At 68.5% G+C, this 18,648-nt stretch carries 4 protein-coding genes and 1 pseudogene; all 5 read right to left on the bottom strand.

Features of this window, described 5'->3' with window-relative positions; all coding sequences use genetic code 11:
- The coding region (locus ON22_RS05095) for a WXG100-like domain-containing protein (RefSeq protein ID WP_043739846.1) at nt 1–1,400 on the bottom strand (1,400 nt) is incomplete at its 3' end.
- A gap of 135 nt (nt 1,401–1,535) precedes the next feature.
- A complete protein-coding gene (locus ON22_RS05090; protein ID WP_033247498.1) occupies nt 1,536–2,075 on the bottom strand; it encodes a hypothetical protein in 540 nt (179 codons plus the stop codon).
- A gap of 51 nt (nt 2,076–2,126) precedes the next feature.
- The gene (locus tag ON22_RS38485; protein WP_373280843.1) at nt 2,127–8,525 is read right to left on the bottom strand and encodes a toxin glutamine deamidase domain-containing protein; all 6,399 of its coding nucleotides are present in this window, start codon (nt 8,523–8,525) and stop codon (nt 2,127–2,129) included.
- 1,194 nt (nt 8,526–9,719) lie between these two features.
- Nucleotides 9,720–9,986, bottom strand: a pseudogene (locus ON22_RS38480) (hypothetical protein); the annotation flags it as partial.
- Complete coding sequence (locus tag ON22_RS37810; RefSeq protein WP_255218510.1) at nt 9,892–18,345, bottom strand: toxin glutamine deamidase domain-containing protein; 8,454 nt, start codon at nt 18,343–18,345, stop codon at nt 9,892–9,894. The pseudogene ON22_RS38480 and the gene ON22_RS37810, both read right to left, overlap by 95 nt.
- Nucleotides 18,346–18,648 lie beyond the last annotated feature (303 nt).

Genomic DNA, 18,648 nt, shown 5'->3' with positions numbered 1-18,648 from the left:
GAACCCGGCGGCGTACCCACCGGCGTTCCGGGCGGCGAACCCGGCGGACCACCCACCGACGCAGCCGGCGAACCCGGCGGCGTACCCGGCGGCGTACCCACCGGTGTGCCCGGCGGACCACCGACCGACGCAGCCGGCGAACCCGGCGGCGTGCCCACCGGCGTACCAGGCGGACCACCCACCGACACAGCCGGCGAACCCGGCGGCGTACCCGGTGCAGACCTACCTCCGGAACCGCCGTTCCGCTCCTCGCCCGGTCCGCCGGCAGCGCCACTACCACCGGGCTGGTCCCGGACAGCGAACGCACCCGGTCCTTCGTACTTGGAGAAGAACCAGGTGTTGCCGTGTATCCACGAGTTCTTCCGGAAGGCCGACATATTCGTGAATCCGTCGGTGGTCTTCGGCACATAGCTGTTGTATGCCGAGGCACCGCGGACGCCACCCACGATTCCGCCCTGGGCTGCGTTTCCGACCCAGCCCGCGGCGTTCGCGAACATCGAGAAGTCGCCGCCCGATGCGATTGCGGTCGCCAGGTTTCCGAACACCGCGCCGAACATATCGGCGGTCGCGCCGATGAACATTCCGTTCGCTGTCCGCCCGAGGGCGTTGTTCAAATACCTTCCGCCGATGTGTTCGATGCCTTCACCCAAGTAACGGCCGAATTCGCGCGCGGGGATCGCACCGGCGGCACCACCCAGACCCGATAGCAGGTGCTGTTGGACGTTGAACTCGCGCCGGTGGCCTTGCCCGATCTGCGCCACCTGCACGGTTCCGTCGATCGCCATCGGAACTATGGCCCCCTCCAAAGCTCGGGCACCGTACACGCCCCACCCCTTCGCAGTGGGAGCGACCAGATTTCCTTTGGCGAGTTCTTTCCAGAAATGCCGCTTTGCCACCGGGGCGCCCATCCGCTGAGCGATATTCGCGATGGTCTTCTGCACGAAGTCCTGGATGACCTTGAGAATGGATCGGGTCGAGGCGATCGCGGCGGCTTCGACGGCGGGCGCGGTGGGCGGAAACAGCCAGGCCCAGGCGATTTCGACGGCCAGCCAGCACAGGGTGATGATGATGGTGAGTTTGGTGGCCTCGACCTCGGTGCCCATATCGAAGGTGGAGTCCTGCTGCGTCTGCATCAGATTTACGAGATTTTCCACCGACGTTTCGCCCCGGCGCAGCTGCTCGTACCGGTCGCCCATCGCGTCGCGGACTTCGCCCTCCGGATAGGCTGCCATAGCGTCTTCTTTGGCCCGATCGATATCACCGAGCAGCTGATTCAGGGCGTCCTTCGCCACCCCCCACGCATCGGAGACCGCCCAGGCCTTGTCCTCGTCACCGTCGGGCCACTGTGCCCCCGCGATCCAGCCGAGCCAGCGCAGCTCCTCCGGCAGGTACAAACTCATCGTGGTGTGGCTCCGACGGGATCGGGGACCTGGGTCGTGTAACCATCCTCATTGTGGGGCCCCTCGCTGAATACCTGGTGGCCCGCAAGCGAACTCGCCGCCATCTCCGCGCGACAATGCCAGGTCCGCCGCCGGTCAGGCCTGCAAGCGGGCGCCCTCCGGCCAGGCTCCGTCTCGCTGCAGCCGGGATTGGGCCCAGCTGACGGTATGTGTGCAGGTTACGTGAATATTCTCGGCCTCTGTGCGGTAGCGGTAGGTTTCCTTGTCGATGGTCAGCACGTTCTCCACGGGCGGTTCTTCGGGGGGAACTTGTAGGGAGACGCCACGGACCCGGTACTGCACTTCCGTGGGCGTTTCGCGCATCCGCTCCACCTCCATCTCCCAGGTCGGCGGGTACACCTGGTATCCCTGGACCGGGCGGGCCGACCGGATATCGTTGTCATACATTTCGGCGATCATCAGCGGGTGCAGGCTCGCGTGCGCGGTGACCACGCCGGTCACCCGGTTCACCACATAGTTCCCCAGTCCGAATCCGGCTTCGGGGTCGTTGGCCGGTATAGCCTCCCGGCACACCCACCCGAACTCGGACGGGTACACCGTGAACTCCGCCTCCGGGCCGAAGGCCTCGGCCAAGTAGCGCTGCACATCCTCCACGGTTTCCAATACCTCGGCCATATCGCTTCCTCCAGTCCTGCGGCGGGCCATTTCGGTCCGGCTGTTATCGGATCAGTTCAAGGTGAACGGTTTGTCCACCTCCGGTTCGTCCGGTGGTGTGCCGGTACCGTCCGAGGCCGCTGGATCGTCCGCGGCCGGCCCGGTGGATTCCGGAGTGTTCTCCCCCTCTTCCGGTACGGCGCCTTCCGGCAGCCACGGTTTCCCGGCCGAATCCGGAGCCTCGAAATCGTTGGGCAGCGACCATTCCTTCGGGCGCACACGCTGCGGACGGCCGTGCCCGCGGTACCGAACCCGCCGGCCTTTCGGAAGCCCGGATGTACCGGCCGGATCGTCGGATGCTGTTCCGAGACCGGCCGAGTCCGGCTCGACCTCCCGCAGCGTCCGTACGGGGCGTTCGGGCGAGATCGAATTCCGGTCCAGCGGCCAGCTGACAGTGCGCGAGAAGTTTCGCAGCCTCTCCGCATCGGCCGCGACGTAGGAGAGGTCACCGGCCTCGGCCAGCAATACCAGCGCCTCGTCGTGTGAGTAGGTGGCGTTCGTCATCGTGTTCCACCACTTCGGCATGGGCCGGCCACCGCCGGTATCCGGCTCCGGGTGTACCAGCACGAGCCCCGCCTTGACCGGAGTCCGCGGATCACCGGAGGACACCTCGACGAAGGCTGCCGATCCGACGCCGAGCTCGACAACTTCGTCATAGATCTCGGTGAGCTGCTGAGCTCGCGTACCGGCCTGCGGGGCCGTGATCGGCGCACCGAACATCTCCTCGACGAGTTTGCGGCCGCCCTGGTACAGGGCCTCGTCCGGCAGGGGCCGCCCGCCCGGATTCAGGTGATCCCAGTTCGGGACGGCGAATACCGGCCGGCCACCGAAACTGGACAGCCCTGCCACCGCCGACTCGTAGAAACTGAGCCGGCCGCCCGGCGGGAAACCGCCGCCGAGGTTGACGAGTTCACCGTAGGGCACGCCGCCGGGGACCGCGGTGTACGTACCGGGATCGCGATGCGGGACGAACTCGTTGCCGCCCGCGCTCAGTGCCGCCTCGAGTGCGGCGCGATGTTTCGCGGTGGATACGACGGTCTCGTTCGTACCGATGACGAAGGACACCGCTGCCGCCCGTTTCAGGAACGCTTCGGGCGGGCGACTGTACCCTTTCCCGATCTGTGGGTCGTACCAGACCGGCCCCGCGGGTTTCTCACCTGTCTGAACCGGATCCACCACGATGATGTCGTGCCCGCGATCGAACCTCGGCGATCCGTCGGCGTGATACAGCTTCTCGCCACGGTCATCGGTTGCGTGCCAATTCATCTCGACATACACCGCCGTTCCGGGGCCCAGCGCGGCGATATGCCGGTGCGCTGCCCGGAACTGTGCGCGGACCGAACCTGCGAAAGTAATGACCCGGTTACCGGCGAACCGCTGCGCCTGCGCTTTCCCGGTGAACAGGCTGCCCGGTGCCAGTCCGATCCGCGGCGCGGCAACCTGCGGTTTACCCACCAGGGAGGCAAACAGCGACAGCGCGGTGTCCTGACAGTTGTCGTACCGGCCGGGCCCGCGCCGGCCGGGCCCGTTGATGAGTTCCCCGAACGGCCGGCCCCCGGGCACCGCGGTGAAAGTTCGCGGATCCTTGAACCGGGCGAAACCCGTTCGGCCGGAGCGACGCAGGGCCTGCTCGAGATTCTCCTGATACGAGGGGCTTTCCAGCTCGCCCCAGATCCGGCCGTCGCGGTCGTCGGCGAGCTGCGCTATCACCGCCAGCTCTTCGGCAGGCAAGGAAGCCAGTGTGCCCCGTCGCTCCTCCTGGCGCACCACCGGTGTGGGCCGGGACAGCAGTCGGCGTATCCGCGCACGCACCTGCGAAGGTACGCCGCTGAGCGGACCACCAGCGGCCAGTAGCGTCGAGTCCAGCAGGTGCGCTGTCGCGGTGCCGCCCATCGCCGGCTGCGTAGCCGGTTCCGGTACCTCGTGGGCCTGCCCACGACCGTCCGGCTGCGTGGCCGATCCCGGTACCCCGTCCGCCCGCCCACGACCGTCCGACTGCGTGGTCGATCCCGCTTGCCCGGAGCGCGCGGCGGCGACCTGAGCGCGGAACCGATCCCATTGCGGGAGGAGCAAACCCGGATCCGCGCCCGGCCGGCGCCCCATCCCCGCGAACGGACCCGACCCGCCGGCTGCGACCGTGGTGCTCGATTCGGCGCTGTTCGGCACGGTGGACCGCGCATCGGGTTCCCGCCCGGCACCGGCCGACGCCGGGAACTGCCCGCCACGGTGAACCGCACCACTGTCCTGCGACTCGCCGTCCGGTAGTTCCGTCACCCGTTGCGCCCCCGGCAGCGCGGAACCGACAGACCGGCCCGGCGGCACCACGATGAAGCCGAGCCCCGCGCTGTCGGCAATCAGCGCCTCCGGCGGATGCGACCAGCTGTCACTGTTGGCCGGATCCCACCAGCGCGGACCGGGCGGTGGGTGCGGATTGTCCTTGGACTGCCGCGTCGGATAACCGATCACCAACGGCTCGAAGTGCGAGATCCGAGTTTTTCCGTGCTCGTCACGGACCCGCTCACCGGTGTCCGGGTCCGTCTCGGGTATCGCCCGGAACACCAAGGCCGCCGCGCCCGGTCCGAGCATGGTGATCCAGGTGTGCAGGGCCGTGTACTGATCGGGCAGGTCCAGATCGGCGCTGAACTCATTGGGCCGGCTCTGCAACCACTGGCAGGCCCGGCCCACCCCTTCGGCCTCATCGCTGCCGGTGGGCCGGCCAGAACCTGGATTCGGGTGCAGGGGAACGGCGGCCAGCGGAAAGCCCAGAAACGACGCCAGGCCCGCCAGTGCGGCGTCCCATTTGTTGCCCTCCCGCCCGGTACCGGCGGGCCCGCCGAGGTTGATCCGCCAGCCGTAGGGGTTCTGCGGGCTGGGATAGGTCGCCGGATCGGCGCCGGCCACGAAATTGCCGCTGTCGTCCCGCAGTGCCTGTTCGACCGATGTCTGCAACGCGGGATGTTCCAGCCCGGCCAGCCGGCCGTGTCCGTACCGGCGGCTCTTCGACGGATCCGGCAGCCGCCGCGGCGGCACCGGGCGAGTGTGCACGGGGGCGAGCACCACCTGCTGCGTCGGCGCCGGCCGTGCGATTGCGGGCACGCCGGAGTCCGGTCGGCCGGCTTCCGGCGTTCCCGCGATCGTAGGGCCCGGCGGGATCGCCCGGAACTCGAGGCGCACCGATTCCCGTGTCAGTCGCTCAGGTGGTAGATGGCTCATCTCGCCCGACTGCGGATCCCACCACAGTGGCCCCTCGTCGATGAGGTTGCCGTCCTCGTCGAGGTTCGCCGGAACCGGCTCGGGGTAGACGAGCAACGTATCGTGCGCGGTACCCGGCACCGGCCGGCCGGCCGCGTCGTACACGAGCGCCCCGGTATCGGGGTCCTTCGCCTGCCACACAGTATGTACAACGGCCGCCGAACCCGGGCCGAGTGACTGCACATAACCGTGCAGCGCGGTGAATTGCTCCGATACCGGCCTGTTTCCGTTGTCGAAGGAGTTTACGGGGGTCCGCAGAATCGAGTACGTACGGTATCCGCCGTTGCGCTCCGGCCCGATCGGGCACACCACCCCGTTCACGGTGTCGGGGTAGCGCGGTGCGGCGACCAGTGGGTGACCGAGGAAGGTCGCCAGCCCGGAGAGCACACATTCGAGGCAGTTGGTGAAACGGCCCGGTTCGACGCCGTAGCCCGGATTGATCCGCGCGCCGTACGGCGTTCCACCGGCCGGATACGTGCTCGGGTCGGCGTAGCGGACGAATTCACGGTCCGTGCCGCGCATCGAGTCTTCGAAATCTGTCTGCAGCGCCGGATCTTCCAGCGGGGCGAGCAGTCCCGGCCCGAAGACACGGCTGGTGGCCGGATCCACCAACTGCTCCGGCGGCTCCGGTACCCGGTGGTTGGGCACGGGGACCAGCGACCGGGCGCCGGGGGTCAGTACTGTGCGGTCCCCATCTCCGGCCAGGTCCCGTCCTGTTCCTGATACCAGCTCGCCCATGCCGCGGCCACCATCGCGTCGGTGGTCGTCGGTTGCGGTAGCCGGGTCTGTTTGTCGATCACCATCGTGAACTGTTCCGGCGGTTTCACTTCCGACCGGACGTTGACCCGGTAGTCGACCCGGTCCGGAGTCTCCTGGATCCGCAGGAGCTCGACCCGGGTCTGCCGCGGGTAGATCTGCCGCGCCTGCGGGGTCCGGCCGTTCGTCACCGCCTCCGTGTAGTCCTCGATGATCATCCCCGCCGACCAGCTCGGATACTGCAGCACCACCCCGGTTTCCGCGTTCGCCACCAGACTCGACATCCCGACCGTCCGGCCCGTCGCCCGATCTTCCTCGGTGCTGATCGGCTGAATCAGCCATGCCCCGATCGGTATCCGGCCGATCCGGAAGTCCCGGCCGTCCGGCACCAGCTCCCGTATATGTTCGCGCACCTGCGCCTCCGTGCGCAGCGGTAGGTTCATTGCCCACTCCTTCGGAATAATCGACGCTGCCCTGGTCTGCCCCGGGGTCGGGCCCATACCCGGGCTCGCCCCCTTCGGTAACCTCCGGCCGCGACGGCTCGTCCCCGGCCAATTCGAACCGGGGCGGCTCATCCCCCACCAACTCCGACCGCACCGGCATATCGCCCGCAAGCTCCGCCCGCTCCCGCGGCACATCCCCGGCAAGCTCCGACCGCACCGGCTCATCACCCACAAGCTCCGCCCGCACCAGCGGCACATCCCCGGCAAGCTCCGACCGCACCGGCTCATCACCCACAAGCTCCGCCCGCACCAGCGGCACATCCCCGGCAAGCTCCGACCGCACCGGCTCATCACCCACAAGCTCCGCCCGCACCAGCGGCACATCCCCGGCAAGCTCGCTGCGCTGGTCCGGACCGGGGGCCGGCTCGATCGCCGTGAGTTGCCGCGGCTCCACCGGAATCAACCCGTCATCGATCGCGGCTACCGGCGCCGGCAGCACCGCCGGGTTCCGGGCGGACGAATCGACGGTGGTGCCCGCGGGCAGCGCGATGAAGGTGAGCGCCGTCGTACCGCCGATCAGCGTGATGGGCGGGCTGTCCCAGTACTCGTTGGTCGACGGCCGCCACCACCGCGGTCCGGTCGGCGGGTGCTGATCGTCGCCGCCGAACTCCGGGTAGATGACCAGCACGGGCTCGAAATGGGAGATACGGAGGGTCCCGGTGCCGGGTTCGGTGGCCGAGACAGCCCGCATGGCCAGGGCCGCCGAACCCGGCCCGAGTGCGGCGACCCAGTAGTGCAAGGCCTCGAACTGTTCCCGCACCGGCCGGGAGACACCGAAGTTGTCGGGCCCGGTTCGCAGCCAGGCGAGTGCCCGGTTGAGTCCATCGATATTCCGCTCACGATGGGTGGTCCCAGACTGCTTGTCTCGGAACATCGCAATCAGCGGATTGCCCAGGAACGTCGAAACACCGGCCAATGCCGCGTCCCATTCGTCCACATAGAGCCGTGCATCGCCGATGCCGCCGTCGTTGATCATCCACCCGTAGGACAGGTTCGGTGCCGGATAGGTCTGCGGATCGGCCCCGGTCACAAAGTTGCCGGCCCGGTCCCGCAGCGAATCCTCCAGAACCCGCTGCACACCGGGGTGATGCGTAGTGGGATTCAACCCGCCGACGCCGAACCTGCGTCCCCACGCCGGATCCGCCAGCCGCGCCGGCGGTGCCGGATGGTTGTGCACCGGTGCGGTCAGCGGCCCGGGCGGTGGCGCCCCGGCAGCATGCGACCGCTGCCGGGGGGCGGGGCGCCGACCTGCAGGGGCGGCAGCTCGGACACTTCGCCCGGGCGGAATGGGCACATAGCGGACTCTGGTCGTTGCCCGGACGTACGAATTGATCGGTTGCCGTGACATTGCACCGGTCTGCGGATCCCACCACAGCGGTCCCTGGTCGATGATCTTCCCGTCCGCGCCGACCTGCGCCGGGTCCGGCTTCGGGTAGACGACCAGCAGCACATGGCTGGACGGCGGCGGCGGGCTGCTCGTGTTCGGCCCGCCGGACGCCGGGTCCGGCACCCGGAAATCGACTTCGACAACCGCAGCCGACCCCGGCCGCAGCGATCGGACCATATCGTGCACCGCATCGAATTGCTGCGGTATGGAGAGGTCGGTGTTCTTGAAACCGCGCCACGGCGTTCGGAGCATCCAGCGCTGCCGGCGGTTGTTGCCGATATCGGGAACCTCCCACCGCAGTACACCGTTCTGAACCAGCGGGAAGGTCGGCACGGCGGTAGTCGGCAAGCCGAGGAAGGTCGCCAATCCGGACTGGACACAGTCGACACAGTTGGCGGCGCGGCCCACCGCTGTCCCGAAGCCGGGATTGATCCGCGCGCCGTAGGGGTCGGCGCTGGATGGAAACGTACTGGGGTCAGCGTATCTGGCGAACTCTCCGTCCGGTGTCCGCATCATATTCTCGAGCGTTGTCTGCAGCCCGGGATCTTCCAGCCCGGCGAGGAACCCCGGCCCGAAGAACCGGGTCTGCGCCGGGTCGATCAATTGCATCGGCGGTTCCCGGGCGGGCACCGGCTGCAGGTCCGGCGCGACGACGTCCGCCACGGCCGTATCCGCGCCCGGCCGGGTGGAATTCTGCTGTTCGGCCGGATCGTGGCGATCCTGATTCCCGGCGTGATCGACCCCGGCCACCGGCCCGGAATCCGGTCCACCGCCAGGTTGGGAATCCGCCGGTCCTGCGGTTTTCGCGGGTTCCCCGGTCACGTCGCCCGACGACTCTCGGGTGAACATATAGGCCGGATAGAAGCCCGACGGCTGCGACAGGTGCTGCAGCAACTCCGCGCCGGCGGCCGATACGAACGAGATACTGCCGAATTCCGGCGTCCGGGCCACCAGACCTTGTATCTCGTCCTGCGAATACCGGGTGTTCGTCATGGTGTCCCACCACACCGGCGGACGCTGCTGCCCGTCTGGGCCAGCGTCCGGATAGATCAGCACCATCGCCGCGATATCCGTACCCGGCACACTCTGCCCCGTGGTCTTGTCAGTTGTTTCCGGCGACGCGAGGAACGCCACGCCCACCGACCCGGTACCCGACCGCAGCACCTGCTGGTAGGCGGAGTCGATCTGCTGCGGCAGGGACTGCGGATGTGGCGATACCGGGCCCAGCGGTTTACCGAAGTAGTCCTTCACCCGGTCCCGGGCGCCCTCCAGCAACGCCGCATCGGAGGCCTCCCGGCCCTCCGGATTCAGATAACTCCAGCTCGGGACCGCGAAATTGGGCCGGCCCAGGAAGCACGACACCCCCGCCAACGCCGACTCGGAGAAATTGACCCGGCCGCGCCGGTCACCGCGACCGAATACGACGAACTCACCGTAGGCTCGCCCGGAACGCGCCGGAACGAACGGATCCTGGTACCTCATGAATCCGCCCGCACCGTCACTCATCGCCTCGCGCAGCGATATGCGATGACGCAACGCGGCCACATAAAGGTCGGGGCGGCCGACCACGATATTCACTTTTCCGGCCAGAGCCATGTACTCCTCCGGTGGCCCGTGGTCCTGCGACATCGGGTCATACCAGACAGGAGACATCGGGTCATACCAGATAGGACCACCGGCCGAACCATCGTCGGGGTAGAAAGCGATCGTGCCGTGTCCACCGAGCAGTTTGGGCGAACCGTCGGCATTTGACCGCGGCCGCCCGTCCACGTCGGTGGCCTGCCAGTAGTTGTTGATCTGCGCTACCGTTCCCGGGCCCAATTGCCTGATGAGTTCGTGCGCTGCACGGTATTGCTCGGCGATCGATCGGGTGCCGGGATCACCGAAGTAGACGGAACGATTGCCGAGCAGTTGAGACGCCTGCATATCGCTGTATGTGAAGTAATCTCGCGGCGGCCGGCCGGTCCGCCCCGCCCCGGTCTGGGGTACGCCGTAGAACGTCACAATCGACGAAAGCGTCAGATCCGCACAATTCACCCGGCGCCCGGGCGCCCGGGTGCCCGGGCCGTTTGATCAATTCCCCGGCCGGCTTTCCGCCTGTTGCCGAGAATTCCGCCAAATTCTGGAACTGCAGGAACCGGCCTGTCCGCGGATCCCGCACTGCCGCTTCCAGCGCAGCCTGATCCGCCGGGTCGACCGGCTCGTATCCGTTACCGTCACGGCGTTCGGCCGGATCGGGTACCAACGCCAGTTCCTGCTCGGTCAGCCGCGGAAGCACACCGCCGGCCCCGGCGCGCGCCCGAGTCGACATTCGCGACCGTGCCGCACCCAGCAGGTGACGTAACCGCTCCCGGATCCGCAACGGAGTCCCGGCCGTATCACCCGACTCCCCGGCTTGCCACCCGGCCTCGGACGGAACGCCCAGCCGCCCAGCGGAATCCACCTGCGGCGCGGCCGCCGGCACCGCGCCCGTCGCCGGATCCACCGCACCTGTCACGTCGTCGCCGACGGCAGGCGCCTCCCCGCCTCGGTCGGAGACACCGTAGATATCCTCGTCGACATCCGGCGGCTCACTGTTGACCGGTGTCTCCGGGCCGGGAACGTCGGCGTGCTCGGTCGCGTCCGGCGGCGCAGGGGCATTCGTCGGGCGCTCCAGCGCCGGGTCGATCGTGGTGCGACTATCCACCGGGATGAACGCGAGGGCGATACTGCCGGCCATCAGCGCCGTCGTCGGCTGGACCCAGATCTCGCCGGTCATCGGGTTCCACCACTTGGGCGCCGGGGGTGTTTCGGGAGCGTCGATCGTGTCGAACTGCGGGAAGACCACCAGCAGCGGAGCATAGTGGGAGAACACGAACTTGCCGTCCCGCACCAGTGGCCTGTTCGTGGACGGATCGAGCGCAGGCATCGCCCGCAGCGCGACCGCCGCCGTACCCGGGCCGTTGGTGGCCACCAGCAGGTGCAGTGCCGCGTACTGCTGCGTGATGGGCAAAGGCCCGCGGAAGGTATCGGGCCGGCTGCCCAGCCACGCACAGAGCCAGGAGACCCAGCGCGTATCCACGGCTCGGGCCGGATCGGGATCCGGACCGGGATGCCGGGGATACGCGACCGTGGGGTACCCCTTGAACGAGGCCAGTCCGGCCCGGATGGCCTCCCATTCGTTCTCGGTCCGGCCCCGCATGGCATAGCCGCTCTGCAGACCGTTGACCCGCAGCCCGTACGGGTCGTTCGGTGACGGATAAGTCTGTGGATCGGCGCCGGTGACGGTATGGCCGTTGCGGTCGCGCAGCGACTGCTCCACTGCCTTCTGCATACCGGGGTGCTCGAGCTGATCGAGAAATCCGGGACCGTAGGGCCGGGACCGGGCGGGATCGGGCAACCGCAGCGCGGCTTTGTAGTTGTGGGTCCGGTACAGCCCGTGGTCCGGCCGCCCACTCGCCGCATCGCTGATCGGTGCGCCGACGGTGCGATCCGCGGGGATGACGATGAAACCGAACGAGGCGCTGCCCAGCAGCGGAGAGAACGGCGGGTGGGTCCAGGTTTCGTTGCTCCACGGCAGCCACCACACCGGCCCGGTCGCCGGATTCTCGTTGTCCCGTGCGGTGATCCGCGGATACGCGATCACCATCGGCTCGTGGGCGGCGCGAATGCCGCCGCCGGGATCTCGTACCGGTTGGCGCGTCGCGGGGTCGATCTCGGGAATTACATGGATCACCAGGACCGCTGTCCCCGGTCCACGGGTGCGGACCAGCTCGTGCAGCGCCGCATATTGTTCCGGTAGCGTGCCGGCGGCGAAGGAATCGGGCCGGGTCTGCAGCCACCGCACGGCCCGCTGGAATCCGGCTGTCCCCTCGTTATGGTCGTTGTGGGGAGGGAGCCCCACCTCGGATCGCGGCAGGGCGGCCGAAGGGTAGCCCAGGAACGACGCCAAGCCGGCCAGCGTCGCATCCCATCGGTTGGTGCGGCGTCCGAGGGGGAAGAATCCCGCCGCATTGACCAGGCGGCCGTACCCGGCGCCCGGGACCGGGAAGGTGCGCGGATCGGCCCCGGCTACCGTGTTTCCATCGCGGTCCCGGAGCTCGGCATTCAGAATCTGCTGCAGGACAGGGTGTTCGATGGGGGCCAGCTGCCCGGGGCCGAACCGGCGGCTCGCTGCCGGATCGGCCAAGCGCAGCGGAGGTTCCGGCCGGTTCCAGACCAGGGCGAGCGTGGGCTGCGGCCGGACGGAGACCGGCTCCGGGTTCGCCGCGGATGGGTCCGTGACGTCGGTGCGCGGGCGTTTGCGTGGGGCCGCCTCGTCATCCGATACCGACCGCTTACGGAGGGCCGGCTGTTGCGGCTCGCCGGCGGCAGGGCGGGTGTCCCCTGGAGCATCCGGTCGGTCGTTGCCCGGATCCCCGGCGATCGGTGCGGCGCCCGGCTGCTCGGCACCACCCCGGCCGGCCGCCGTGCCCACCAGGTCGGGTTCCCGCGGATCGTCGTCGGGCAACTCGAACACCTGCCCGGGGCCCCGGGGCCCCACATCTGCGGCGCCGCCTTGCTCCGCCCCCGTGGCCGGGGCCAGAGCCCGAGCGTGCGGAATCCCGGGAGACCCGGCCACTCCGAGTTCCTGCACTCGCCCGGGCCCGTGTGCCGGGTCCCCGGTGGCCGTCGGGATGTACAGCGGATTCCGCAGATGCGTCAGTAGCTGCTCGCCGGTAGCGGCCACGATTCCGAGCGCCTCGAACTTCGGCTCCCGGACCAGGTGGGTCAGTGCGTCCCGGTGCGAGTATTTCTTGCCGGTCGTGGTGTTCCACCACTGCAGCGGCATATCGGCACCGTCGTCGGATCTGGGGTAGAGCAGGAGCAGCGCACTGTGCTCGGCGCCGCGGGGCCCGCCGGAAACGACCACCAGCCCCAGCGAGCCGGAACCCAGTTTCCGCACCATCTCGTGGGCTTCGGTGAACTGCTCCGCGATCGTCCGGCCGTCCCGCGCCAGCGATACCGTCTCGCCACCGAACCAGGTCCGGGCGATTTCACCGTCGTCGCGGTCCAGGTCGCGGTAGCGAGCCGGCCGGCCGCCCGAGTTGAACGCGTTTCGGTTCGGCACAGTGAAGGTGGGCATACCGAGGAAGCTCGCGGCCCCGGCAATCGCCGCGTCGAGGTAGCCGAACCGCCCCCGGGGCCCGGCGGCGAAATCGACCAGCTCGCTGTAGGGGCGACCACCCGGCACCGGCGTATACGAGGGCGCCCGGTACCGCACCGGCCGGCCCTGCTCATCGCTCAGCGACTGCCACAGCGCCTTGCGATGCTTGGCTGCCGCCACCACCGAAGCGGGTGTACCGAGCACGAAATCGACCCGCGCGGTGTTCTCCGGAATCGCTGCCGGCGGACCGCCGTAGCTGAACTCCTTGGTCTGGGCGTCGTACCAGACCGGTCCCTTGTCGTCCGCCGGGTCCGGACCGTAATCCGGATACAGGACCGCCAGGGCATGCCCGCCATCGAACTGCGGTAGCCCATCGGCCTGGTATAGCTTTCGCCCGTCTTCGCTCTTGTGCCAGGCCAGGTTGACGAACATCGCCGCCCCCGGCCCGCGGGATTCGATCAGTTCGTGCGCCTTCTCGTACTGCCGCTCGATCGAGCGGACCCCGTCGTCGAACGAGGTGTATCGGTTACCGAAGAAACGGCCGGCCTGGGAGCGGCCCATCTTCAGCAGATCGGTGGTGATATCACCGATCTGCGAGGCCGCGGCCTGGGGCATACCGTAGAAGGTGGCGATCAGCGACAGCGTAATATCCTGGCACGCCATGCCCATGCCTCGCCGGCCCTCGGCAGAGATCAACTGCCCGTAGGGCTTACCGCCCGGCACCATCGTGAAGGTCACCGGGTCCTGGAACGGGGCGAACCGGTCCCCGACCCACACCGACGCTTCGAGGGCATCCTGATGCCGCTGCGAGACCCCACCCCACACGGCACGATCCTGATCCTTGAACAGTTTCGGGAGCAGGGCACGTTCCGCGGCCGTGAACCACGGAACGGTGTTCATCGGTGTCGCTGCCGCCGGTTGGATCTGTGGCACGATCCGCGCCGGCGGGGAGTGCCGGTCGGCGCCGGCCCGGCTCAGCTGGATCAGCTGAGCCGCGCCCTGATCGCCCTCGGTATCGGCCGCGTCCGGATCATCGCTGTCCGCGCCGTATTCCTCCACCTCGTCCGGCCAGATGATGCTGTCCGAATCGTCGCCCGGCCGCCCCGGTTCGGAGTACCGGCCGGCTTCCGGATCGGTGGCGGTTTCGGGACCCGTGGCCGTCGCGGCGAGTTCGGCGATCCGGGACTCGAACGGCGCCTGCGCATCGGGCCCGGCCGGCAGCTCACGCACCCGACCACGCCGAGTGGCCGGTGCCTCCGTGCCGGTGAGCGCGGGTAACGGCCGCTTCAGGTGCGCGCGCAGGGCCCGGCCGGTATCGGCAACGAACCCGAGCGTCTCGAAACCCGGCTGCTGCGCAAGGATGCTGAACGCTTCCCGCATCGAGTACATCTCGCCGGTCAGGGGCTCCCACCACACCGGGGGCATATCCGCGCCGTTCTCCGAGCGCGGAGACAGCAGCAGCAGCGAGCGGTGGGCGCCTTGCCGGTCACTTGCGACGGTGACCAGTCCGAGCGACCCGGAGCCCAGCGCCAGCACCTCGTCATGGGCCATGGCGAACTGCTCGCGGATCGTCCGGTCCCCCTCGGCCAGTGAACGCAGCGGCCGCCCGAACCACAGCTGGACGAACTCCAGACCGTTCCCTGTCAGCAGACGGTCCGGGGCCGGGCGGCCGTCGGCACTGTGGCTGTCACGGTGCGGCACCACGAAGGCCGGGTTACCGAGGAAGCACGAGGCGCCGGCCACCGCGGCCTCGATAATGCTGAACCGGCCCGGCGGCCCGGCGCGGAAATCGATCAGGTCCTGGTAGGGGCGGCCCCCCGGCACGAGCGTATGGTTCGGCATCCGGTAGCGGGCCGGCCTGCCGCGATCATCACGTAGCGAATCCTGCACCGCCTGGCGATGTTTCGCCGCGGCCACCACCGACCTGGGAGTACCGAAAACGAAAGAGACCTGCGCGGTGTGCTGCACAGTATCGGCGGGCGGAGAGTTGTAGCTGTACATCCGCGTCTGACCGTCGTACCAGACCGGTCCCTTGTCATCCGCCGGGTCCGGACCGTAATCCGGATACATCGCCACGATGACGTGGCCGTCGTCGATCTGTGGTGACCCGTCCGAGTGGTACAGCTTGCGGCCGTTCGCTGTCTTGTGCCACTGGAGCTCGACAAAGGCCGCCGCACCCGGCCCCAGTGCGGTGATCCGCTCGTTCGCCAGCCGGTATTGCTGCGCGACAGTACTGGCGCCGTCGTGGTAGGAGACGTTCTTGTTTCCCAGGAATCGCATGGCCTGATGCAGGCCGTCGGTCAGCAGATCGTTTCTGTTACGCCCGATCCGCTCGGCCGCGACCTGCGGCCGACCGAAGAAGGTGGCGATCAGCGACAGGGAGATATCCTCGCACGATTCGCGCAGGCCCCGCCGGCCCTCGGCAGCGATCAACTGCCCGTACGGTCTGCCATACGGCACCATCGTGAACGTCACCGGATCCTGGAACGGCGCGAACCGGTCGCCGACCGACACCGACGCTTCCAGCTCGTCCTGATACCGCTGCCCGACCCCGCTCCACACGGCGTGATCCTGATCCTTGTACAGGTGCGGGATCACAGCCAGTTCCTCGTCGGTGAACCACGCAACTGTAGTCATCGGCGTCACCGGCGAGGGCTCCATCAGCGGAACCACCCGCTCGGACCGTCCGTCCGCCGGGGTATGCCGGTCCGCGCCGTATCCGATCAGGTACTGCGAGCGCCCCTGTGGACCGGCAATATCGGACCCGCTGTCGCCCGGATCAGCACCGTCCGCATCACCGAATTCGGAATCCGCACTGTCAGAGTCGAATTCATCCGACTCCTCGGACGACAAGATGTCCGAATCGTAGCCGGCATCGATACCGGGGTCCACGATCCGGCCGGGCGGTATCGCGATGAAGTCGATATTTCCGAGGGCGGTGGTCATCTCGGCCGGTGGTTGTTCCCACGTCTCGTCGAAAACCGGGTCCCACCACACCGGCCCGGGGGGTGGGGCCGGATTCTCGCGCGAGGTCACCGCCGGGTAGAGCAGCAGTGCCATGGGTTCGTGATGGGAAACCACGAACCTGCCGTTCTCCCGCAGCGGTGCCCCGGTTTCCGGATCGGTTTCGGGGACCGCGCGCATCACCAGCGCTCCCGAGCCCGGTCCGAGCATCTGTATCCATGCCTGTAGTGCCGCGTAGTGCTGCTCCGTCGATCCGGTGCGGTAGCGATCCGGTTTGGTGCGCAACCAGTTGAGGGCCCGCTGCCGGCCGTCGCCGTCGAGCGAACCGCTGTAGGAGTCACCGCCGATATCCACAGCCCGTGGGAGCGACACCGATGGATGCCCCAGGAAGGTCGCCAGCCCCGAAAGCATCGCGTCCCATTTGTTCGTCGACCGCCCGAATACGGAACCGCCCCCCAGGTTGACCAGCCACCCGTAGGACAGTCCCGGTGCCGGGAAGCTCCGGGGATCGGCCCCCACCACCGGCTTTCCGTCGTCGCCGGTCAGCACCGAGGTCAGTGTCACCTGTGAATCGGTGTACTCCAACGGCGCCAGCCACCGCGCACTACGGCTGCCCGCAGGATCGGGCAACCGCATGGGCGGCCCCGGCCGGCTACTCGACGGCGCCACCAGCGGAGGCGGCGGCAGTGCGACCGCCGGGCCGCGAGCGGCCGCATCGACCGTCGTTCCCGGCCGCAGCATGACGAATCCGAAACGGACCGTCAGACCGGCCAGTTCGTCCGGGGCCGCATCCCACGTCCCGTTGGTGAGCGGATCCCACCACTTCGGCTCGATGGGCGGCGGCGTCTGCCCATCGGCGGTGGTGACCACGGGGAAGATCACCAGCATCGGCTCGTAGTGCGAAAAAGCGGGCAGGCCGGCCTGATCCGTCCGCAGCGCACCGGTATCCGGATCCCGCTCGCCGAGTCCGAAGAACGCCACCGCCACAGCCCCTGGGCCGAGGTGGTGCACCCATGCCTGCAGCGCCGCGGGCCGCTGCTCCACCGGTACGTCCGCGAAACTGTCCGGCGGGGTCTGCAACCACTGCAGTGTGCGCGTGAGCCCCTCGGGATCGACCGCACCCGCGGCCGGGTTCCGCTCCGCCGCGGTCAACGGATTGCCCAGGAAGGACGATAATCCCGACTGGAGTGCGTCCCAGCGGTTGATGCGGCGCTCATCCATACCGCTGCCGCCGAAGTTGATCATCCGCCCGTACGGATATCCGGGTGCCGGATAGCTGCTGGGGTCGGCACCGACCACGAACCCACCGGTGTGGTGCCGGAGGGAGCGTTCCAGCAGATTCTGGTGACCGGGGTGCGCGACCGGCGACAACGCATTCCAGCCGAAACGGCGCGTGTGTGCCGGATCGGACAACCGGAGCGGAGCCGGCCGGCCGCGGACCGGAGCAACCGCCGGCAGCGGACCGGGCGGCGGCAGCGGATGCGGCACCGGCGGACCCGCCGCGGGCATCCGGGCAATGGTGCGTCCCGGCGGAATGAAGGTGACAGCGAGCCGCATCGAATCGTCGACGAACTTCTCGAATGGCTCCCGCGACATCGTGCCGGCTTGCGGATCCCACCAGAGCGGGCCCGGATCGATCAGCTCACCGGCCGCGTTGCGCTTCGTGGGCACCGGATAGACGAGAAGGATGACATGTCCTTCGGAATCCGCCATCGGTAGCCCATCACTGCCCGGCACCCGCTCACCGGTATCGCGATCAATCTTCGCCCATCCGTTGGACACGATGGCCGCCGAGCTCTGCCCCAGGTGGCGCACATGATCGGAGACAGCGGTGAGCACTTCGCGAACCCGCCCGGCGGCATTGCCGATCTCCGCTTCGACGAGTCCGGTAACCGCGAATTGCCTTCGAGCGGCGGCGTATTCACCACCCCAGGCGACCTCGCCGTCGACGACCCCGGGATACACCGGAACTCCGGCCAGGGGGAAACCGAAGAAGGTCGCCAGCCCCGCCAGCACACAATCCGCGCAGTTGGTGATACGCCCCGGCCGGCCGTACGGGTCGGGGTTGATCAGCCGGCCGTACGGGTTGTCAGAGGTGGGAAAGCTGCTCGGATCGGCGTAGCGGACGAATCCGTCCGGCCCGGACAGCGCGTCCTCGACCGCGGTTTGGATCGATTCGTCCTCCAGTGGCGCGAGGTGGTCCGGCCCGATTACCCGCAGCAGGGCCGGATCGGCCAAGGTCATAGGGGGTTCCGGTAGCGACCTGAACAGGCGCCGGGCCGAGGCCGCGAATCCGCTCGAATCCGAGTTGCCCGCATCCGAATCGCCGGGGTCCGAGGCCTCCCCATCCGAATGGTCCGAGTCCGAACCATCGATGTCCGAATCGTCCGGGCCCGAAGCGTCGGGCTGAGAGCTGCCGGCATCCGGGTTGTTCCCGCCCGGATCGCCGGCATCCGGGCTGTCGCCGGCCGCGTCAGCGGCATCGGGGTCGGCCGTATCGGACTCCGCGCCGACCGACCCGTCGGACTCCGAGTCGTCCGGGTCCGG

Origin of the sequence: Nocardia carnea NBRC 14403 (assembly GCF_000308515.1) — a bacterium.
Taxonomy (GTDB): Bacteria; Actinomycetota; Actinomycetes; order Mycobacteriales; family Mycobacteriaceae; genus Nocardia; species Nocardia carnea.
Note: the sequence above shows the minus strand (reverse complement) of the source record. Positions and strands in the feature narration are given on the sequence as shown.

Excerpts from the sequence above, each read along its gene's own strand:
- ON22_RS38485 (WP_373280843.1), bottom strand. The coding sequence starts at position 8,525 with ATGCGGACACCGGACGGAGAGTTCGCCAGATACGCTGACCCCAGTACG.
- ON22_RS37810 (WP_255218510.1), bottom strand. The coding sequence starts at position 18,345 with ATGACCTTGGCCGATCCGGCCCTGCTGCGGGTAATCGGGCCGGACCAC.
- ON22_RS05090 (WP_033247498.1), bottom strand. The coding sequence starts at position 2,075 with ATGGCCGAGGTATTGGAAACCGTGGAGGATGTGCAGCGCTACTTGGCC.